The sequence below is a fragment of the Acidisoma sibiricum genome, assembly GCF_057837225.1.
The window spans coordinates 367,355-387,372 of the sequence record NZ_CM174445.1; the positions used below are offsets into that span (position 1 = coordinate 367,355).

Sequence of the window (20,018 nt, forward strand, 5' to 3'; positions counted from 1 at the left end):
CGGCCGGCGCAGGGCTGGGGTCTGCACCGCCCGAGCCTTCCGCCCCTCACCCGGCCCGTGAATCTCAACGGTAACGATCAGATATATGGCACATAATTTGCTTACCTGCACTGCAAGCCTTGCCGTTCGATTCAACGCAACGTGTTTGACAGGCTAGCGTCCCTGACCAAGCGACCAAGACGACCAAGCGTCGATCGATACCCATGCAATGGCTTCCTGCTGGCGCTCCAAAGGCTCCGCGGGCCCGATAGCGGCTGATCTGGGGTAACAACTGGGAGGTATCTCGATGCTTGTTCCATCACCAAAATGGCTCGATTCCGGCGACAACGCCTGGCAGCTTGCGGCGGCAACCTTCGTTGCCCTGCAAAGCGTGCCCGGTCTCGTCGTCTTCTATGGCGGCGTGGTCAAAAAGAAATGGGCCATAAACTCGGCCTTCATGGCGATGTACGCTTTTGCGGCCGTCATGGTGGTCTGGGCGCTGTGGGGCTACAGCATGGCCTTCGGGCCGCAATGGTACTCCTTCGTTGGCGTGCCGAAATCGATCCTCTCCGCCGCCTTTGAAACGGGCCAGGCGACCATCCCTGCCGCGGCCGGAGGCATGCCGGCGCTGGGCTTCGGCATGTCCACCATGGTCTACTTCCAGTTCGTCTTTGCCGCGATTACCGTGATCATTCTCGCCGGCGCCGTTTTGGGCCGGATGAGTTTCAAAGCCTGGATGATCTTCGTGCCGCTATGGATGACCTTCATCTATACGATCGGCGCCTTCAGCCTTTGGGGCGGCGGCTGGCTGGCGGCCTTGGGTGTGGTCGACTTTTCGGGTGGCTATGTCATCCATCTCTCGGCGGCAACCTCGGGCTTCGTGGCAGCAGCGCTGGTCGGCCCCCGCCTTCAGCGCGACCGCGACAGTTTCGAGCCGAACAGCCTTCTGATCACCCTGACCGGTGCCGGCATCCTGTGGCTGGGCTGGAACGGCTTCAACGGAGGCGATCCGTATTTCGCGAATGCGGATGCGGGTGCCGCCGTGCTCAACACCAATATCGCCTCCTGCGTGGCCCTGCTGGTCTGGACCATTCTGGACTATCTCCGCTACGGCAAGCCGTCTGTGATCGGCGCAGTCAACGGGCTGATCGCCGGCCTCGTCGGGATCACGCCGGCGGCCGGTTACGTGAATGGCTGGGGCGCCATCATCATCGGGCTGGTCGCAACCGCTATCCCCTGGTTCACGATGAACGTCTTCGGCAAGACCGCGCTGATGCGCCGCGTGGACGACACGCTCGGCGTCTTTCATACCCATGGCGTGGCGGCGGTGTGCGGCGGCCTGCTCACCGGCCTGCTCGCCGACCCGAAGATGCTCGAATATATCGGCACCGATAAGGACGCTCCCGGCGTCAGCGTTACCGGCGCCCTGTTCGGCAACCCGCACCAGTTCATTCTACAGATCTACGGCGCGGCGTTCATCATCGTGCTCAACGTCATCGGCACCTTCATCATCCTCAAGCTCATCTCCCTGGTGACGCCGCTGCGGATGCCCGAGGCCATGCTGAAAATCGGCGATGATGCGGTTCACGGCGAAGAGGCCTACGCCCTTTACGGCGATGGCTCGCGCGTTCCCGTGACGGACATCGAAACGAGTACCATCTGATACGATTATCGCCTGCGCCGATCGGAGAGGAGCGGCCAACCAGCCGCTCCTCTTCTGCAATGATGACTAAAACGCGAGCACAAGTAGAAGAACAATGATCAGAAAAAGGACGGCACTGATCATTTTCCAGAATAGCAACGGGTTGCGATCGTAGAGCGCCCTGGGCCGGACGATGGGTTGCAGACTTTCCCCGCTCTCCAAAGCCAGCGTCAGATCGACCGGGTCCGTATAGCGCTCAGCGGCGGCCGCGGCGATGGCGCGAAACAAGACGCCATCAAGCCAGGCCGGCAGATCGCGTCGGTGTTTCATCAGCGACGTTGGCGCTGCCTGTCGCAGGACACCCAAAGCCTTGCTGTAGGGAAAGGTCCCGCCGCTGAACATGCGATAGAGCGTGACGCCAAGGGCATAGACCTCCGTGGCCGGGTCGCCCCGGCTGAGGCCTGCCTGAAGTTCCGGCGCCATATAGCCTGGCGTACCAGGAGATGGGCCTTCGTCGGACGCTCCCTCTTCCTCGATGCCGGGCACACGGGCCAGGCCGAAATCAATCAGCCTGACCTCGCCATTCGGCAGCAGCATGACATTGCCGGGCTTGATGTCCCGATGGATCACCCCGACACGATGCAGAGCGGTCACCGCCTTCGCGAGTTTCATGGCAATGGCCAAGCCTTCCGCAAGTCCCACCTGCGGCGTCCGCGCCAGGCGCTGCTCCAGCGTCTCGCCGGGATAAAAACCCGTCACAAGATAGAGCTGCGTCTGATGCGCGTCCCATTCCGGCGCGCTGCCCAGCCGCGCATCGCTCAATCGGGAGGTTACCCAGGCCTCTCTGAGGAAGGCCGCGCGCACGCGTGAGATGCGCGACAGATCCGGGTCAGGAAACTTCACGACCACTGTCTGGCCGCTGATCGTGTCGGTCGCCCGAAACAGCCGGCTCATCGGTCCGTCCGAGAGGATGGCATCCAGCCGGTAGCGATCGACGATCTCGCCTGCCTCAGGCAATGCGCCCAGCGGCAAAGCGGCCAGCCCGGCGGCCAAATCCCCGCGTGTCGGGGCTGGAACCTCCAGCACGTCGACAACGAGAGCTGTCGCATTGTCGCGGCCGCCAGCCTTCAGCGCGGCCGCGACCAGCGCCTCCGCCGTTTCGTCCGGCGCCTGGCGCAGGCCCAGAATCTCCGCCAAACGGCTATCCGGCAGCGCGCCATGCACGCCGTCGCTGGTGAGCAGAAAACGATCGCCGGGACTGGCCGGCTCGACGCAGTAATCCGCCCGGCTGCCGCCCGGAATACCGATCGCCCGGCTCAACACATGGGCGTTGAGGTGATGATCGGTCGTCAGCGGCAGAAGCTGCCCGCGCGAAAAACGATAGAGGCGGCTGTCGCCGATATGAATGCCGTACGCCCGCCGCCCGCGCAGAACCAGCGCCGTGAAGGTCGTGGCCATACGGGTCAGGTTCGGGTCGCTGCGCGCCTGCGCTTCGATCCAGTCGCCGATGGCCTGCAAGGCAATGGCGGCCGCTTGCGGCACGGCCAGGGTCGGCGGCTGCTGCAGGAATCCATCGACAAAACCCCGAACGGTCAGCTCTGCCGCCACCCGGCCGCCCTTGCTGCCTGCGACCCCGTCGGCAATGGCCCCGATGATGCCTTCGCTGCGCCGGCTTTCCGCGGTGCCCAGATAGGCAAGAGCAAAATCCTGGTTGTCTGCACGCCGGCCCTGATCGGTCGCGAAACCAATCCGCACATCGAGCCGGCCCGGGTCGAAACGGAGGGGGTTCTGGTCCAGGATCGGCACCACAATTGTCGTTGTCAGCCAGGAACGGCCGCGTCGCACAGGCAAAGCCTTTGCCTGTTTTAATGGACCTTTGCCAAAAAGACGATACTCTGCGCCCTGTGCAAACGGTCCGTCATCGGCACGAATGAAGGTGGGTCACAGATGGGGTCATCCGCAACCGGCCGCCGCGCGGCGGCCTTCGCCATTACCGGCCTGTCCCTGATCCTGCCAGGCATGGCGATTGCCGCACCGGCGGTTATCCCCTGCCGCAATACGACGAGCGGCGCCACCTGGACCATCACGGTCGATCCCCAGGCCGCCACTGTCGATGGCATTCCGGCCCGTGTGTCGCAATGGGTCATATCCTGGAAGGATGCAGAGGGGCACTTCTACGATCTGCACCGCGATACCGGCGCGCTGGAGATGCATGTTGCATCTTCAACCGGAGGTTTCTACCTGACCGATCGTTGCTCTGTCAGCTAGTTGGGGTATGGCGCGCCCTGGTGGATTCGAACCACCGACCCACAGCTTAGAAGGCTGTTGCTCTATCCAACTGAGCTAAGGGCGCCCAGGCCACGCTAAACATAGACCGCGTGGCGCAAATCCTGGCCAACCGGGGCTCCGGCCAGCTTTAATGAAGGGCCTGACCACACGGGCCGGCCTTCAGGCAATCAATGGGTCCAGTTATCGGCCCGGTCGGTGCGGAAATTATCGGCATAGGCCTTGGGCTTGACGACCCGTTGCTGCACAATTTCCACGTCATAGCTGGCGCCGTTCCGCTCGGCATAGGCAATCGCTTCTTCCCGGGTCGGGAAGCCGAGCGTGATCTGCTGCTGCGTTTCACCGCCGCCGATCCAGCCCATCAGCGCATCAGCGCGCTGCGGCTCCTGCCGCTGCCACTCCAGAATCCAGTTATGGAGCGTGCCATGGCCGGACTGCATCGCGGATTTGGGCCGCTGATAGATACGTGCGCGCATCTGAACTCCTCCACGCCTGCCGGTGTCAGTCATCCGGTGGTCGGGGCGGCCGGACTCGAACCGGCGGCCTCGTGTACCCAAAACACGCGCGCTACCAGGCTGCGCCACGCCCCGTCCGCCCCGATGTATAGCGGGCCGCGCGCAATATGCCAGCCCGTGACGCTGCTTAGTTGCTACCCGCTGCCGCCGCAGCTGACTTGGCATTGCCGAAGGGCGCGGCGAGGACGCTGTCGCCCACGGAAATCTGCTCCTTCGCCGTCAACCCGCCTTGCAATTCCAGCACAGCCTTGACCGGGCCGCCGCTATCGACCGGTGCCAGACTATAAGGGACGGTATTTTCGGCGATCGCCCGGATGGTGCCGTCCGGGTTGATGAAGACCATATCGAGCGGCACCAGCGTGTTCTTCATCCAGAAGGGCTCCGGCTGGACGGATGGGAAGACGAAGAGCATGCCGCCATCGGCTGGGACCGACTTGCGAAACATCAGGCCGGTTTCCTGTTCCTGCGGCGTGACCGCCATCTCCACCTTGAAATGGTGCGGCTTGCCCTGGTCATCCACGATCGTCAGCGGCTGCTGCTGCAATGTCGCCTGCGGACCGGTCGGGTCATCCTGGGCGTGGACCGGCGCGATCAGCGCCAGCACGATCGGCACTGCGGAGAGGCACAGCAGCAAGATGATGACGGCCACAATAGTACGAAGGCGCATCCGTTAGGTCTCCTGAAGCGTGACGGCGGCAAGCAGGCGTATCTCCTCCCGCACCGGTCCCTCGCGCGGCTGGTCCCGCAAGGTGGTCATCCAATGCGCGGGCGGATTGCGACCGGCGGCGCGGTTGTAGACCAGACGGCGCAGGATTGTCTCAGCCTCCGGGGGCAAAATTTCGGGGATCTGGAACTCGTTGAGCGTAGCCCATAATCCCGCCCAGCACCGCGCCACCGTAAACGGATTATAGCCGCCGCCGCCGAGCAGGATAAGACGGGGGCTGGTGGTCATCACAGCCGCGACCGTCGCCCAATAGGCATTGTTGGAGAGGGAGAGCCGCGCCAGCGGGTCTTCTTCCAGGGCATCCGCGCCGCATTGGACCATGATCGCCTGGGGGCGAAAACGCTGGATCAGCGGCAGAATGGCTTCATTCAGCAGGAATTGGGCTTCCGTATCGTTGTAGCCGGGCGGCACGGCGAGATTGCGGGCTGACCCACCGGCGCGATCCGCGGGCAGGCCGGTATGGGGCCAGCGCCCGGCCTCATGGATGCTCACCGTCAGCACCCGCGCGTCGCCCGCGAAGGCGTCCTGCACGCCGTCACCGTGATGGGCATCGAGATCAAGATACAAAACCCGCGTCAGCCCTTGGTCTAGCCACGTCAGGATGCCGAGGACGCAGTCATTGACGTAGCAGAACCCGGACGCGCGGTCTGAGCGGCCGTGATGGGTGCCCCCGCCCGGCACATGAACCATGCCGCCCGCTTCCGTCAGCCGCGCTGCCAGCATCACCCCGCCGGCCGAGGTGGCGGGCCGGCGGAACATCTCGGGATAGACCGGATTGTTATCGGTCCCGATGCGGAAGCGATCCCGGTCCGCTTCGCTCACCGAGCCCGACTTCTCCGCCGACTGCAGGGCCGTGAGATAGAGTGGATCGTGAAACCGGCTGAGATCGGCGATCGTCGCCATCGGAGAATCACGATAGGCGGTGTCCGGCAGCCAGCCGAGCACGCGACACAAATCGATGGTCGTTGAAACCCGCGGCACTGCCAGCGGATGGGTAGGCCCATAGGTCGAGAAGCGATAGATCTCGCTACCGATCAGCAGCGGCGATCTTGCGACGGCGTGGTCTGAACTCAATGCTCGACCCTCAAGACAAAAAAAAGGCGGTGCCGAAGCACCGCCAAGTTTAGGGAGGAAACGTCCAAGAAAGCAGCAACACGATCAAGGACCGCCGTTGCTGCGATGCACAAAGTAATTTGGAAGAATGATTTTTGCAAGTGCATTTTTGCAGTTCAGAACCGCATAGCGAACACGCTTCCATAATTACGAACTGTAACCTAGCGTGAGGTCCGCCTCCAACGGACAGCGCCCCGAAAATGGGCGCGTGACGATGCCTATCTTCCGCAATTGCCAGCCATAAGGTGACAGCGGCGGACGGGTGCGCTAGGTGCGGACATTGTTTTTCCTCAGTCTTTGAGATCTTGCCCGCCATGGCCAGCAGCAACGATATTCGCGCGACCTTCCTCGATTACTTTGCCCGCAACGGGCATAGCGTGGTGGAAAGCTCTCCCCTCGTGCCGCGGAACGACCCTACGCTGATGTTCACCAACAGCGGCATGGTGCAGTTCAAGAACGTCTTCACCGGGCAGGAGCGCCGCCCCTATTCCCGCGCCACCACGGCGCAGAAATGCGTCCGCGCCGGCGGCAAGCACAATGACCTCGACAATGTCGGCTATACCGCCCGGCACCACACCTTCTTTGAAATGCTGGGAAATTTCTCCTTCGGCGACTATTTCAAGGAACAGGCCATCACCCATGCCTGGACCCTGCTGACGAAGGATTTCGGCCTGCCGGCTGACAAGCTGTTGGTCACGGTCTATCATGAGGATGAGGAGGCGGCGACGCTGTGGCGGAAGATCGCGGCTCTTCCCGACGATCGTATCATCCGCATCGCGACCTCCGACAATTTCTGGCGCATGGGCGATACCGGACCCTGCGGCCCCTGCTCCGAAATTTTCTATGATCACGGCCCCTCCATTCCTGGCGGGCCGCCCGGCAGCCCGGATGAGGACGGCGACCGGTTCATCGAAATCTGGAACCTGGTCTTCATGCAGTATGAAGAAGGGCCACCCGGCACGCGCACAGCGCTGCCCCGCCCCTCGATCGATACGGGCATGGGGCTGGAGCGTTTCGCCGCCATCCTGCAGGGCCAGCACGATAATTATGATACTGACACGCTGCGCGCCCTGATCCTGGCGAGCGCGGAAGCCACGGGGCGCGACCCGGACGGCGTCGAAAAGACCAGCCATCGCGTCATCGCCGATCATCTGCGCTCGACCTGCTTCCTCATCGCGGATGGCGTGCTGCCGTCCAACGAAGGCCGCGGCTATGTTCTGCGGCGCATCATGCGGCGCGCCATGCGCCACGCCTATCAGATGGGCGCGACGGAACCGCTCATGCCGCGCCTGGTGCCGGCCCTCGTCCGCCAGATGGGTCAAGCCTATCCTGAACTCGTCCGCGCCCAGGCGCTGATGACCGATACGCTGCGGCTGGAAGAGACGCGCTTCCGCTCTCTTCTCGAACGCGGCCTGCATCTCCTCGCGGAAGAGACCGACAAGCTGGGTGAAGGCCAGACCCTACCCGGCGCAATCGCCTTCCGCCTCTATGACACCTTCGGCTTCCCGCTCGACCTGACGCAGGATGCGCTGCGCGAAAAAGGCCGCGCCGTCGATGTCTCCGGCTTCGAGGACGCCATGGCCGAGCAGCGCACCCGCGCCCGTGCCGCCTGGGCAGGCTCCGGCGATGCGGCGACGGATCGCGTGTGGTTCGACCTCAAGGAAAAGGTCGGCGCGACCGAATTCCTCGGCTATGCAACGGAAAGCGCCGAGGGCGAGATTCTTGCCATCGTCGCCGATGGCGCTCCGGTTGAGAGTGCGATGGCCGGCAGCGACGTCGCCGTGATCCTCAACCAGACGCCCTTCTATGCCGAAAGCGGCGGCCAGGTCGGCGACCAGGGCCAGATTCTCGGGGCCGAAGGCCTGGTGATCACGGTCACTGATACGCAGAGGAAACTCGGTGATCTCTTCGTCCATTACGGCCGTGTTGAAAGCGGCCTTGCCCGCCCCGGCTTCGCCGTGCGCGCCGAGGTCGATCACACCCGCCGGGGTGCCATCCGCGCCCATCACTCGGCGACCCATTTGCTGCATGAGGCGCTGCGGCGCGCCCTCGGCACCCATGTCGCGCAGAAGGGCAGCCTCAACGCGCCGGATCGCCTGCGCTTCGATATCAGCCATCCAAAGCCGGTGACGCCTGCGGAACTGGCGACGGTCGAGGCAGAGGTGAATGCCCGTATTCGGGAAAACTCGGCCGTCACCACGCGTCTGATGACGCCGGATGCCGCCGTGGCCGAAGGGGCTATGGCGCTGTTCGGCGAAAAATACGGCGATGAAGTCCGCGTCGTCAGCATGGGCGACGGCGATGGCGAGCGTGGCGCTTATTCCATCGAACTCTGCGGCGGCACTCATGTCGGCCGCACGGGCGATATCGGCCTCGTCCGCCTCGTCTCAGAAAGCGGCGTCTCGGCGGGTGTCCGTCGTATCGAAGCCGTTGCGGGCGCTGCCGCCTTCGACAGCCTGCGCGAAACGGAACGACTGCTCGACGAAGCGGCCGGCGTGCTCAAAGTGCCGGCGGCGGAACTGCCGGCGCGCATCGCGGCTCTGGTCGAGGATCGCAAGCGTCTGGAGCGCCAGCTCAGCGAGGCGCAGAAGAAGCTCGCAACGGGGGGCAGCGCAGCCACGATCGAGGAGATCGGCGGGGTCAAGCTATCCGCCCGCAATCTCGGCGATATCTCCCCGCGTGAGCTGAAGGGTCTGGCGGAGGCAATCGGCAAGCAGATCGAAAGCGGCGTCGTGGCGCTGGTCTCGACCGCCGAAGGCAAGCTGTCCATCGTCGTCAGCGTCTCGGCCGATCTCACGAGCCGCATCAGCGCGGTCGATCTCGTGCGGGCGGCGGCGGAAGCCGCCGGCGGCAAGGGTGGCGGCGGACGTCCCGATCTTGCCCAGGCCGGCGGCCCGGATGGGTCGCAGGCCGATGCCGCGCTCGATGCCGTGCGGGCGAAGCTCGCGGCGTAACGCCTACAGCAGATCCGCCTCGCTCAGCGCGGCGGTGACCTCGTCGACCGAAAGATCGGCGAGGTTATCTTCCCGCAGAAAGGTCATGCGCTCGCCCCCTGGGCCACGCGGCTGGGTGCGCGACGGGTCGCTGTCATATGAGAAGAGCGTCACGCAGGGGCAGCCCATGGCCGCGGCCAAGTGCATCGGCCCCGTGTCATTGCCGACCGCCACACGCGCCCCTGCCGCCAGGGCGGCCAGCCCGGGCAGATCGGTCTGTCCGGTCAGGTCGATCGCCTCAGGGCAGAATTCCTGGATGGTCTTGGCAAGCTCACCCTCCGGCCCGGTGCCGATGACGACCGGTGTGATCCCGGCCTTTGTCAGAATGCCCGCCAGCTGGCCGAAAAAGGGCGTCGGCCAGCGCTTCGCGGGCCGGTGCGGGGATGCGCCGGGCACGAGCAGCGCATAGCGATCAGGCACGGCAGGCGGATTGGCCGCCCGCAGCAGCCAGCCGGTCTCGGCCACCGGGACATACGCGATCCCGGCCATAGCCAGCTGATCGCGCTGGCGCTCCCAGGTGTGCATGCGATCCCTGTCAGGATTGGTATGAGGGTGCGAGGCGCCGCGCGCGATGCCTGACCAGCCCGGCCGGCCCGCCAGCCGGAAATAGCGGCTGGACCGGCCCGAAGTCTGCAGATCATAGACGAAATCATAGCCCCGCAGTTTCCGCCTGATCTCTAGGAAACCGGAAATATCCCACCAGGGCGCGCGGCGGTCGATGACGACCTCGTCGAACCAGGGGCTGAGCCGGCCGAGGCGCGCGAAAGGTGCCGTCGTCAGCAGCGTGATATGGGCATTCGGATGATGGGCGCGGATGGCCGCGAAGGGGCCGAAGGAGAGCATAAAATCGCCCAGCGCACCGAGACGGATCACCAGGATGCGCTTCGCCGCCCTCGGGTCTTTGGAATAAGCCATCGCGGAAAATGCGCCTTGTCTGCAGCCGGGTCCGGCCCTTCGCCTAACCTATCTGGGCAGAAGAAGAAATCCGGCCAGCTCAATCAGCCGCCGCTCCCTGGTTTTTGCGGGGGCGCAGGGTCGGCTGACCGGGCGAGCGATGCCGATAGGCGAAGGCTTCCGCGACATCCATGCGACGCACCACCGGCACCCCGGCGAGGTCGGCGATCGAGCGTGAGACGCGCAGCATGCGCGTGAAGCCCCGTGCCGACAGGCCCAGACGCTCCGCCGCCTTTTCGGCATAGTCGCGCGCCTCGGGCAGCATGGCGATACGGTCCACCTCCACCTCGCTGTTCAGCCAGCCTGCCTCGGCCTCGCCGGCCCTTGCCCGCTGGGCGGCGCGCGCAGCGGCCACGCGCAGCGCGACCACGGCACTCGTCTCCCCCGGCGGCGCGCGGGAGAGTTCCACCGGCGTGATCGGAGAGACTTCGACCACGAGGTCGATGCGGTCCATCAGTGGACCACTGATCTTGCCCTGATAATCCTCGGCACAGCGTGGCGCGCGGCCGCATTCCCGCCCGGCATCGCCGAAATGGCCGCAGCGGCAGGGGTTCATCGCCGCGATCATCTGGAAGCGGGCCGGATAGGTGATGTGTGCGGCGGCCCGCGCGACCGTCGTGCGCCCGGCCTCCACCGGCTGGCGCAGCGCTTCCAGCGCAGCACGCGGAAATTCCGGCAATTCGTCCAAAAACAGCACGCCGCGATGCGCGAGGCTGACTTCGCCCGGCCGGGCGCGCTGGCCGCCGCCCGTCAGCGCCGCCTGGGATGCTGAATGATGCGGCTCCCGGAAGGGTGGCCGTTTGATCAGCGCGCCGCCCTGCAGCATGCCGGCGACGCTATGGACCATACTGACCTCCAGCGCCTCCATCGGGCTCAGATCGGGCAGAATGCCGGGCAGGCGCGAGGCCAGCATGGATTTGCCGGCGCCGGGCGGTCCGATCATCAGCATATGATGGCCGCCGGCCGCCGCGATCTCCATCGCGCGACGCGCGAGTTCCATACCTTTGACCTGGGCAAGGTCGGGCCCCGGCGGCGCCTCGGCCAAGCCGCCGACGCCGGGCGGCGTCAGGATCTGCGTGCCGCGGAAATGGTTGATCAGGCTCATCAGGTCGGGGGCCGCGAGAATGGCAAGATTGCCGGCCCAGGCCGCTTCCGGCCCTTGCGCTGCCGGGCAGATCAGCCCCCAGTCCTGCTCCGCCGCCGCGATTGCGGCGGGCAGAATGCCGGCCACCGAGACGATGCCGCCATCGAGCGACAGCTCGCCCAGCGCCGCGAAGCGGGCAAGTTCCTCCGGTGGCAGGATATCCATGGTGCCGAGCACGGCAAGCGCCATCGGCAGATCGAAATGGCTGCCTTCCTTGATCTGATCGGCCGGCGCCAGGTTGATCAGCAGGCGTTTCGGCGGCAGCGCCAGTCCCATGGCCGAGAGCGCGGCCCGCACCCGCTCCCGCGCCTCACCGACCGCCTTGTCAGGCAGACCCACGACCAGAAAAGCCGGCAACCCGCTCGCCGCCTGGGCCTGCACCTCCACCGGCACGGCGCGAATACCGGAAAAAGCAAAGCTCTGCAGCCGGACCACGCCCATGAACCGCTCCACTCATATCGTTATCAGAACGTTAAACTGGCTGATAAGAGCTTGTCCATCGCGACCGGGTGGCTGACCGGCATAGGCTTCGCTTGTGATCGGCGATTGAAATCGTTAACCGAGTCGGCCTTCCCTAATCGCAGGGGATGGAACAGGAGCAAGGATGATGGGCTATCGGGTCGCGGTCGTGGGCGCCACAGGGGCTGTGGGACGCGAAATCCTCAAAACGCTGGCCGAGCGGGATTTTCCGATTAGCGACATCGCGGCCGTGGCGTCCGCCCGGACCACCGGCACTGAAATCTCCTTCGGCGAAAAGCGTGTCCTGAAAACCCAGAACCTGGACAAATTCGACTTCCATGGCTGGGATATCGCACTGTTCAGCCCCGGCGCCTCGGTATCGGCCGTGCACGCGCCGCGCGCGGCCGCGGCCGGCTGCATCGTCATCGACAATACCAGCCATTTCCGCATGGACCCCGATGTCCCGCTGGTGGTGCCGGAAGTAAACCCGCAGGCGCTGGCTGGCTTCCGCAAGAAGGGCATCATCGCCAATCCGAATTGCTCGACCATTCAGATGGTCGTGGCGCTGAAGCCGCTGCATGACGAGTTCCACGTCAAGCGCGTCACCGTCGCGACCTATCAGTCCGTATCGGGCGCCGGCAAGGAAGGCATGGACGAGTTGTTCAACAACAGCCGCGCCATCTATGTGAATGACCCGGTGACGCCGCAGCAGTTCACCAAGAATATCGCCTACAACGTTATCCCGCATATCGACGTCTTCATGGATGACGGTTCCACCAAGGAAGAGTGGAAGATGGTCGTCGAAACCAAGAAGATCCTCGACCCCGCCATTGCCGTATTCGCCACCTGCGTGCGCGTGCCGGTCTTCATCGGCCATGCCGAAGCCGTGCATGTGGAGTTTGAACTACCGGTGACGGCGGGTGAGGCGCGGGCCGCATTGCGCGATGCACCGGGCGTCACCGTGATCGACGTCCGCGAAGACGGCGGCTATGCGACGCCAGCCGAAATCGCTGGTGAGGACGATGTTTTCGTCAGTCGCATCCGCAAGGACCCGACGGTTCCGAACGGCCTCGCCTTCTGGTGCGTGTCGGACAATCTGCGCAAGGGCGCGGCACTGAATGCGGTGCAGATCGCGGAAAGCCTGATCGCGCAGAAGCTGATCGGCCAGAAGGCCGCCGCGTGATATCCGGGACCCGCCGCAAGGCGGGTCCTTTTCCGTTACCGGGTCAGCGCCACACCGATCGCGTCATGGCACGGAATGCGCCGCCAGATGAGGGCGGCGATGACAACCGCCAGCCCGTCCACCGTCACCCAGAAGGACGGCCGCGGCCCCTGCGGCCCGAAATGCCAATTCGCCATCAATACGCGGCCGGGCGGCACGAAGGTCGCGAGCGCGTACCAGGCATATTCCAGCGCGATCGTGCCCGCCCCCGCGACCAGCGCGAGCAGCAGCAAAGTTGCCAACTGCCGCTCGAAAGCGGCCGGCAATCCGCGCCACAGCATGAGCCACAGGAACAGGCCAGTCGGCAGCACGGCCAAACTCACGTCGATCTTTTGAGTGAGAAAGAAATGCCAGAGCGAAAGCACGGCGATCGGATAGATCATCCGGTGCAGCCATTTCCAGCGCCGCCCAAGCCGGCGGATCGCGGCATCGGTCGATGTAACCGAGAGGACGACGAAGCCCAGCACAGCGATGAAGCCGATGGTGAGATAGAAGCGATGGATGATCTCCCCCACCACGAAGGGGATGTTGATGCCTTCCATCAGCACGTAGAAGACGAGATGCGCAACGGTGTAGGCGGCCGCCGCCAGACCCAGCATGCGCCGCACCTGGATCAGCTTGCCGAGACCAAAAACGGATCGCGCCGGGGTCACGGCCAGCGACAGCAGCAAAAACCAGACTGCCCAGACTCCGGTCATCAGCATCGCCTGATTGAGCGGCCGGCTGGTGAAGGTGCCCGTATTCCACTCCGCCGCCATGTAGAGTGCGGGGAGAATGCAGGCCGCGAGCACCACGATTTTGAACCGCGAGACGCGGCCCGCACGATCCCGCCAGGGCGCGGTGAACCAGCCCTCAGCCGCGCGGCGGCGGCTCGGTCCCGGGCGCGCCGCTACAGGCATCGCCCCAACGGAAGGCTGGTCCTTGCGCGTCATTGCATGGGTATTCCTGAAAGACCCGGGATCATGGAGGCGAGTAGGCTCGGCGGCAGGTCAACCTCCTGCAGCCCAGGCGGAATGGCAAACACATCGGGCGGCACAGGCGCGTAGCTGACCGAGACCGCGGTCAGCTGGCCGGAGGGAATCTGGCCATGGTCATCCGGCCGGTTGCCCTGCCCCGCCCCCGCGAGGACGATGCCGTCCCGCGTGATGCAGGTCTCACCATGGCCGCCTGGCCCCTCGACCGCCCAATTCGTGCAGCCATGGCCCGCCACCTCGCGATGGCCGCGCGGCTGAAACCGCAAATTGGAACCAGGGCCGAGATCACGATGGAGGAAGCCGGCGGAAGAAACCGCAAAGACGAGATTTTTACCGGGTGAGACCAGCATGACGCGTTCATGGGCGCGGTCGAGCAGAAGATAGTCGCCGCCCTGCCCTTCCTGCAGCCGCATCATCTGAAGCTCAGGGCTGACGAAGGCCTGGATATGCATCGGACCCGTCTGCGTGCTGTTCAGATCATAGGTCACGGTGGCGCTTCGCTGCGGCTGGATGCTGGGGAAGTCCTGAGCCGCAGCGACCTGTGGCAGGGCGCAGACGGCGAGACCAAAAAGAGCCGTCGCTGCCGCCGGATAGACGGTAGCCAAACGGCGGTCGCGAAAGGTTTTTATCCGAAGCGTCATCATCAATCCTTGCCTAGCTCTTCGATCGCATTGCGCAACGCGTTACCTTCCAGATGCAGCGGCCATTCGGCCGGCACATCGACGGCCGCGGTCAATAGCGCCCGATACCGGTCCCGCGGCACCTCTTCGGTGCCGAACTGAGCCAGATGGTGGGTCACGAACTGGGTATCGAGCAGTGTGAAGCCGCCCAGACGCAGACGCGCGACGAGATGGACCAGCGCCACCTTGGACGCATCGCGCGCGCGCGAAAACATGCTTTCGCCGAAGAAGGCCCCACCGATCGCGAGCCCGTATAGACCGCCGACCAGCACCTCGCCCTCCCAGCATTCGACGCTATGGGCATGGCCCATCCCATGCAGCGCAGTGAACAGTCTTTCGATCACCGGGTTGATCCAGGTCTCGGGCCGGTCCCGCGTCGCCTCGGCGCAAGCGCCAATGACAGCACCAAAATCCTGGTCCGCCGTGACCCGGTACTGGTCGCTGAGCACGGTCCGGCGCAAGCGGCGCGGCAGGTGGAAACGGTCCAGCGGCAGCACGCCCCGCAATTCAGGGTCGAGCCAGTAGAGGCGGAAATCGCCCCGCGTCTCGGCCATCGGGAAAAGACCAACGCGATAGGCCCGTAACAGAAGGTCGGGCGTAAGATCCATTTGCTGGCGCTGCATGCGTCGCATGTGGGATCACTCCGGCAGGGGTAAATCGTTTGACGACTATGTCCGCAGTCTTGTGACCAGTGCGTGTCGCCCCGCGCGTCCAACCGGCCGGCACGTCCGGCTATTGGCTGGCCCAGACGATGCGGTGCATCCAGGCGATGGCCTCCGTCTCCAGCCTTGTATCGGCACGCGCCGGATTAAGCGACCGTGCATCGACGGTGCGCGGCGATCGGCGGACGATCTGACGCACCATGACCCGGCCTTTGCGGTCCTTCAGCACCACGCGGTCGCCGCGGCGGATCGGGGCCAATGGCGAAATGATCAGAAAATCGCCGTCGCGATAGACCGGTTCCAGCGTATCGCCGCTCACCTCCAGCGCATAGGCATGCGGGTCGGAGACGTCCGGCAGGCCGGTTTCATCCCAGTCCTTGCCGGACGGGTTGCCCGCCTCATCAAAAAAGCCAGGCAGCGCTGCCTGACTCATGGAAATCATCGGTAGCCGGCGGATTGCGACGCGGCTGCCACCGGCAGGAAGGGCGCGGGCGCCGGACACGAGGCTCGCGAATTCCTCAAGCGTCGCCTCCGTCGCGCCCAGGACCTTGGACACGCTCTCCGTGCTCGGCCAGCGCGCACGCCCGTCCGCCGTGGCCCGCTTGGATTGATTGAAGGTTGTGGGGTCCAATCCCGCGCGGCGGGCGAGGCCGGATGCCGTCAACCCGCGCTCTGCCGCCAAAGTGTCAATCGCGCGCCAAATATCTTCGTGCCGCATCGGGGTTCCATTGGTTTGAATCAAGACCGCGAGTCGCGGCCCCAAGATAAGAATCTTTACCTATTTTTGAGTTGCAAATCTCTCCCTAAAGGCTTAATCGTTGCTTTATCGGAACGGAAAGATCAGCCCGTTTCGGAGGATCGCTGATCCTGAATGCGCCCCCGAAGGCGGTTATCCCCTTCGTGACCCCCCAAAAGCGGATAATCTCATCATGCATAACGAGCTATCGACCCTGCCTTTGCGGGATCGGCGACCTGCGCCTGAACCCGCTTTGTCCCGTCCCGCTACCTCGTTCCAGCCGGATCGTGCCGCTGAGCTTACCCCGCCCGCAACGCGCGGTGGCCCGCAACGCCGCGGCCAGCCCTTCCGTGATGCTGAAGCCTGTATTTTTTGGACGATCAAGGCTCTGACGGCCCAGGAAGCGGGGCGGCCGGCCCCCAGAAGCGGCCGGGCGCGGCGCCGGACACCGGCGGCCATCTGCACGCCGACCGAGGTCGTCAAATGCCTGGACATGCTGTATCGCCGCCGCCGCATCGATCTGCACCACGTGCGGATACTGCGCCTTTGGGGCCATCGGGGACGGGCCCCCAATCCTGGACTGGCCTCGGAACGCGGCGATTGGCGGGTCTGGCGGGAAGCGCTCGATCGGCTGGATTGGCCGCTGCGATCCCTAGGCATACTTTCCTGCGATCTCGACCATCAAGGATATAATTCCTGATTTATGGGAGTAACCCTGCCGATGTCTTTCGCGTTTCGCAATCTCTGTGTGCTGGCCTATGCGAACGGCTTCACGCTTTGGCATTATAAGGCCGGCCCAGATCCACTCGATGATGTCGCGGGCCAGGGGTTTTTCGCCGATGCCGCCGACATGCTGTCTCCAGGCGATATGATCATGATCTCGGCGCGTGACGGCGGCCGCATCGCCGCCGTCGAACGGCGTCACGGCCAGCCGGCGCTGTCACCCTTGAACCTGTAAATGAATGGCAGAGCCGGGCTGTCAGCCTAGCCCCGCCGCGTTCAGGATCAATAGTGGTTATAGCCATTGTTGTAGTAGGGACGCTGCGGGGTGGTCGCCGCACCAACCGCGGCGCCCGCGGCACCACCCACCAGGGCGCCGATGCCCGCGCCCTGGCCGCCACCGGCGGCCGCGCCGATCAGCGCCCCTGAGCCTGCACCAATCGCCGCTCCGCCCAGCGCCCGCTGGCCGGGACTATAGGGGTCCGTGCAAGCAGCCAGCAGGGTCAAACCACTCAAAGTCGCCAAGGCCATAATCTGTCTGCGCATCTCTTCTCTCCACTTGATCCGTTTCAGGGTCCATTCCGATCGACGAAAAATGGATCGCCTTTGCCCGAAGGCAACGACCGGAACGCCGTGGAGACTGATCTAGGAAGTCACCGGGGCGAGATCTTTGCGGCTTCGTGGTGCCGGCATGGCGGAAACCGCCAATTATGGCGGTGGGCCAACCTTTCCGCCGCAATCAGAGCACGATCACGCCAGTGTGTTTGGCCTTGCGCTCCGGCTCGACATGGATGGTCACAACCAGACCCTCCATCTCGGATTTGAGCGCGATCTCGATGCGGTCGCAAATATCATGCGCCTCCTCCACCGTCATGCCGCCAGGGACGACCAGGTGGAATTGCAGAAAGGTCAGTCGCCCCGCCTGCCGGGTCCGCAGGTCATGCGCCTCCAGCGCGCCGGCGGCATGCTCGCTGACCAGCCGGCGGATGCGCAGCAAGGTCTCAGCATCGGGTGCGGCATCCATCAACCCGCTAAGGGATTGCTTCAGCATCTGGATGCCGGCCCAGAGGATATAGACGGCTGTCGCGGCCGCGAGCGCCGAATCGAGCCACAGAATGCCGGTCGCCACGACCAGCAGAAGGCCGATCAGAATGCCGGTCGAGGTGATGACATCCGTGCCCAGATGCCTGGCATCCGCAATCAAGGCGGGGGAGCGCAGACGCCGGCCTTGCCGCATCAGCCACCAGGCCCAGCCAGCATTGAGAACGGTCGCGATCAGATTGATCACCATGCCCGTGAAGGGCATGCGCAGACCGTCGCCGATGTTCAGGTTGACCCAGACATGGTGCAGGATGGAGGCGGCTGCGATCACGATCAGCACGGCCTCGACGACCGCCGAAAAGAACTCGGCTTTGTCATGACCATACGGGTGATCATGGTCAGCCGGGCGGGAAGCGATCCGCAGCGCCCAGAACGCCACGATGGCCGTCACGACATTGACGACGGTCTCGAGCGCATCCGAATAGAGCGCGGCGCTGCCCGTGAGCCACCAGGCCGCCCCCTTCAGCGACAGCACGATAAGGCCAACCACGATACTGCCCGCAGCCAGGCTGAGCGCAGGGGGCCGGACGCCGGTGGCGAGGTCAGGGAGTTGATAGTCTTCCATGGCGTCGGCAGGTCCTGTCGCCGGGGTTGCGGCAGAAGCTGCCCCAACGGCAGCGGCTAAAGGGGGGTTTATTCGCGCCGCAGCACGCGATCAACCACGAAGGCTGACAACCCTCCCGCGACGAAGTCTTTCTTCAACGCCGTTTCATCATAGTCGGTCTTAACCCAGTCCAAAAACGGGATGCGCCCCTCGGCTTCCCGCGCATAGCGCAGAAAAAAAGCGTCCAGAATGCCCGTCCGCGCCCGGCTCCAATGGCCGAATCGCCAGGAAAGCTGCCGCAGCGCATCGGCACTGGTGCCGCCGTTGAAAATGAGGAAAAGACCTGCCGCCAAGCCGGTGCGGTCTGCCCCTGACTTGCAATGCATCAGCGCGGGTTCGGTCACGCTCTGGCAGATATCGTAGAAGCGCAAAATGCGATCCCGATGCGGCGCGCCGCGGCTCTCGAAGGCCATGTCGATATGCTTGAGGCCAAGCTTGGCCGACGCCTCGCGCGACAGCACGTCCGAGCCGCAGAAGCGCTGACCGCGCAGATTGATCACCGTCTTGATGCCAAGCTTGCGCTGCGCAGCGGCAAGCCGCCAGGCGGTCGGATGGTTGCAGCGATAAAGCCGGCCAGGTGCCACTTCCGCCCAGTTCGACCAGACCAGCCGGAAGACCGCATGATCGACGAACAGCGAATCTGACCAGGCGGCCATACGGCCGCCTGTCGTCGCGATATCACCCTTGAACATGGGGAAACCTGATCTGCTGTCGCGTCAGCCCTGGCGCTGCACCATCAGCTTCTTGATCTCGCCGATCGCCTTGGCTGGGTTCAGCCCCTTGGGGCAAGTCTCGGTGCAGTTCATGATCGTGTGGCAGCGATAGAGCTTGAAGGGATCTTCCAGCGCATCCAGGCGGGCACCGGTATGCTCGTCGCGGCTGTCGGCAATCCAGCGATAGGCGGCCAGCAGCACGGCCGGCCCCAGATAGCGGTCGCCGTTCCACCAATAGCTGGGGCAACTGGTCGTGCAGCAGAAGCACAGGATGCATTCCCACATGCCGTCCAGCTTGGCACGCTCTTCCACGCTCTGCAGACGCTCGCCATCCGGCGGCGGCGGGGTTTCCGACTGGAGCCAAGGTTCGATGCTACGATACTGCGCATAGGCCTGTGTCAGGTCGGGCACCAGATCCTTGACCACCGCCATATGCGGCAGCGGATTGATCTTCACCGCACCCTTCACCGCCTCGATCGGCTTGAGGCAGGCGAGCGTATTGGTGCCGTCGATATTCATGGCACAGCTGCCGCAGATGCCCTCGCGGCAGGAGCGGCGGAAGGTCAGCGTGCTGTCGACCTCGTTCTTGATCTTGATCAGAGCGTCGAGAACCATCGGCCCGCAGGCATCGAGATCGATTTCGTAGATATCGATATGCGGGTTCTTCTCGTCATCCGGGTTCCAGCGGTAGATGCGGAATTCCTGCACCCGCGTGGCCCCGGCCGGCGCTTTGTAGCGCTGGCCTTCCACCACCTTGCTGTTCTTCGGAAGAGTAAATTCTGCCATGTGCCAGGCTC

General features: G+C 64.4%; 20 protein-coding genes and 2 tRNA genes. 6 read left to right on the plus strand and 16 right to left on the minus strand.

Features of this window, described 5'->3' with window-relative positions; genetic code table 11:
- The first annotated feature begins 286 nt into the window (after nucleotides 1-286).
- Entirely contained in the window at nucleotides 287-1,642 is a 1,356-nt protein-coding gene (locus tag AC3G7M_RS01760) for an ammonium transporter (protein ID WP_489214029.1), read from the plus strand.
- Nucleotides 1,643-1,708: 66 nt separating this feature from the next.
- Here the strand turns inward: AC3G7M_RS01760 and AC3G7M_RS01765 are convergent, their stop codons facing one another.
- On the minus strand, nucleotides 1,709-3,466 hold the full coding sequence (locus AC3G7M_RS01765; RefSeq protein WP_489214030.1) for a bifunctional protein-serine/threonine kinase/phosphatase: 1,758 nt from the start codon (nucleotides 3,464-3,466) through the stop codon (nucleotides 1,709-1,711).
- Between the two features lie 102 nt (nucleotides 3,467-3,568).
- On the opposite strand from AC3G7M_RS01765, the gene AC3G7M_RS01770 reads away from it, so the two are divergent.
- On the plus strand, nucleotides 3,569-3,889 hold the full coding sequence (locus AC3G7M_RS01770; RefSeq protein WP_489214031.1) for a hypothetical protein: 321 nt from the start codon (nucleotides 3,569-3,571) through the stop codon (nucleotides 3,887-3,889).
- A gap of 8 nt (nucleotides 3,890-3,897) precedes the next feature.
- Here AC3G7M_RS01770 and AC3G7M_RS01775 read toward each other — a convergent pair.
- The 5 genes from AC3G7M_RS01775 to AC3G7M_RS01795 all read right to left on the minus strand — a co-directional run bounded on the left by AC3G7M_RS01775 (nucleotide 3,898) and on the right by AC3G7M_RS01795 (nucleotide 6,220).
- Nucleotides 3,898-3,974, minus strand: a tRNA-Arg gene (locus AC3G7M_RS01775).
- 103 nt (nucleotides 3,975-4,077) lie between these two features.
- Nucleotides 4,078-4,383 (minus strand): ETC complex I subunit, encoded by a 306-nt coding sequence (locus tag AC3G7M_RS01780; protein WP_489214032.1) that lies wholly within the window; start codon nucleotides 4,381-4,383, stop codon nucleotides 4,078-4,080.
- 37 nt (nucleotides 4,384-4,420) lie between these two features.
- A tRNA-Pro gene (locus AC3G7M_RS01785) sits at nucleotides 4,421-4,497 on the minus strand.
- 52 nt (nucleotides 4,498-4,549) lie between these two features.
- Nucleotides 4,550-5,089: a DUF192 domain-containing protein gene (locus tag AC3G7M_RS01790; protein ID WP_489214033.1), complete on the minus strand. Its 540-nt coding sequence runs from the start codon at nucleotides 5,087-5,089 to the stop codon at nucleotides 4,550-4,552.
- A 3-nt stretch (nucleotides 5,090-5,092) separates the two neighbouring features.
- Nucleotides 5,093-6,220 carry an acetoin utilization protein AcuC gene (locus tag AC3G7M_RS01795; protein ID WP_489214034.1) on the minus strand — a complete coding sequence of 376 codons (1,128 nt, stop codon included), beginning with the start codon at nucleotides 6,218-6,220 and terminating at the stop codon, nucleotides 5,093-5,095.
- 353 nt (nucleotides 6,221-6,573) lie between these two features.
- Between AC3G7M_RS01795 and alaS the strand changes: the two genes are divergently transcribed.
- Nucleotides 6,574-9,213 (plus strand): alanine--tRNA ligase, encoded by a 2,640-nt coding sequence (gene alaS / locus AC3G7M_RS01800; RefSeq protein WP_489214035.1) that lies wholly within the window; start codon nucleotides 6,574-6,576, stop codon nucleotides 9,211-9,213.
- Nucleotides 9,214-9,216: 3 nt separating this feature from the next.
- On the opposite strand, the gene AC3G7M_RS01805 is transcribed toward alaS, so the two are convergent.
- Nucleotides 9,217-10,167: a glycosyltransferase family 9 protein gene (locus AC3G7M_RS01805; RefSeq protein ID WP_489214036.1), complete on the minus strand. Its 951-nt coding sequence runs from the start codon at nucleotides 10,165-10,167 to the stop codon at nucleotides 9,217-9,219.
- Nucleotides 10,168-10,246: 79 nt separating this feature from the next.
- Complete coding sequence (locus tag AC3G7M_RS01810) at nucleotides 10,247-11,791, minus strand: YifB family Mg chelatase-like AAA ATPase (protein ID WP_489214037.1); 1,545 nt, start codon at nucleotides 11,789-11,791, stop codon at nucleotides 10,247-10,249.
- Nucleotides 11,792-11,957: 166 nt separating this feature from the next.
- On the opposite strand from AC3G7M_RS01810, the gene AC3G7M_RS01815 reads away from it, so the two are divergent.
- Nucleotides 11,958-12,992 (plus strand): aspartate-semialdehyde dehydrogenase, encoded by a 1,035-nt coding sequence (locus AC3G7M_RS01815; RefSeq protein WP_489215915.1) that lies wholly within the window; start codon nucleotides 11,958-11,960, stop codon nucleotides 12,990-12,992.
- A 35-nt stretch (nucleotides 12,993-13,027) separates the two neighbouring features.
- Here the strand turns inward: AC3G7M_RS01815 and AC3G7M_RS01820 are convergent, their stop codons facing one another.
- From AC3G7M_RS01820 to AC3G7M_RS01835, 4 genes are all read right to left on the minus strand, one after another.
- Nucleotides 13,028-13,963 carry a protein-methionine-sulfoxide reductase heme-binding subunit MsrQ gene (locus tag AC3G7M_RS01820; protein WP_489214038.1) on the minus strand — a complete coding sequence of 312 codons (936 nt, stop codon included), beginning with the start codon at nucleotides 13,961-13,963 and terminating at the stop codon, nucleotides 13,028-13,030.
- Entirely contained in the window at nucleotides 13,960-14,649 is a 690-nt protein-coding gene (locus tag AC3G7M_RS01825) for a hypothetical protein (protein WP_489214039.1), read from the minus strand. The genes AC3G7M_RS01820 and AC3G7M_RS01825 overlap by 4 nt, the downstream gene beginning before the upstream one ends.
- Nucleotides 14,649-15,308 (minus strand): leucyl/phenylalanyl-tRNA--protein transferase, encoded by a 660-nt coding sequence (gene aat, locus AC3G7M_RS01830; RefSeq protein ID WP_489215917.1) that lies wholly within the window; start codon nucleotides 15,306-15,308, stop codon nucleotides 14,649-14,651. The genes AC3G7M_RS01825 and aat overlap by 1 nt, the downstream gene beginning before the upstream one ends.
- Before the next feature lie 109 nt (nucleotides 15,309-15,417).
- A complete protein-coding gene (locus AC3G7M_RS01835) occupies nucleotides 15,418-16,065 on the minus strand; it encodes a S24 family peptidase (protein ID WP_489214040.1) in 648 nt (215 codons plus the stop codon).
- A gap of 271 nt (nucleotides 16,066-16,336) precedes the next feature.
- Between AC3G7M_RS01835 and AC3G7M_RS01840 the strand changes: the two genes are divergently transcribed.
- Nucleotides 16,337-16,783 (plus strand): hypothetical protein, encoded by a 447-nt coding sequence (locus AC3G7M_RS01840; RefSeq protein ID WP_489214041.1) that lies wholly within the window; start codon nucleotides 16,337-16,339, stop codon nucleotides 16,781-16,783.
- Between the two features lie 21 nt (nucleotides 16,784-16,804).
- Nucleotides 16,805-17,041: a hypothetical protein gene (locus AC3G7M_RS01845; RefSeq protein WP_489214042.1), complete on the plus strand. Its 237-nt coding sequence runs from the start codon at nucleotides 16,805-16,807 to the stop codon at nucleotides 17,039-17,041.
- A gap of 47 nt (nucleotides 17,042-17,088) precedes the next feature.
- On the opposite strand, the gene AC3G7M_RS01850 is transcribed toward AC3G7M_RS01845, so the two are convergent.
- The 4 genes from AC3G7M_RS01850 to AC3G7M_RS01865 all read right to left on the minus strand — a co-directional run bounded on the left by AC3G7M_RS01850 (nucleotide 17,089) and on the right by AC3G7M_RS01865 (nucleotide 20,007).
- A complete protein-coding gene (locus AC3G7M_RS01850; protein ID WP_489214043.1) occupies nucleotides 17,089-17,349 on the minus strand; it encodes a YMGG-like glycine zipper-containing protein in 261 nt (86 codons plus the stop codon).
- 193 nt (nucleotides 17,350-17,542) lie between these two features.
- Nucleotides 17,543-18,469, minus strand: a complete 927-nt coding sequence (locus AC3G7M_RS01855) for a cation diffusion facilitator family transporter (RefSeq protein WP_489214044.1) — start codon at nucleotides 18,467-18,469, stop codon at nucleotides 17,543-17,545.
- A gap of 68 nt (nucleotides 18,470-18,537) precedes the next feature.
- The gene (locus AC3G7M_RS01860) at nucleotides 18,538-19,200 is read right to left on the minus strand and encodes a tyrosine-protein phosphatase (RefSeq protein ID WP_489214045.1); all 663 of its coding nucleotides are present in this window, start codon (nucleotides 19,198-19,200) and stop codon (nucleotides 18,538-18,540) included.
- 24 nt (nucleotides 19,201-19,224) lie between these two features.
- Complete coding sequence (locus AC3G7M_RS01865) at nucleotides 19,225-20,007, minus strand: succinate dehydrogenase iron-sulfur subunit (RefSeq protein ID WP_489214046.1); 783 nt, start codon at nucleotides 20,005-20,007, stop codon at nucleotides 19,225-19,227.
- Between the last annotated feature and the right edge of the window lie 11 nt (nucleotides 20,008-20,018).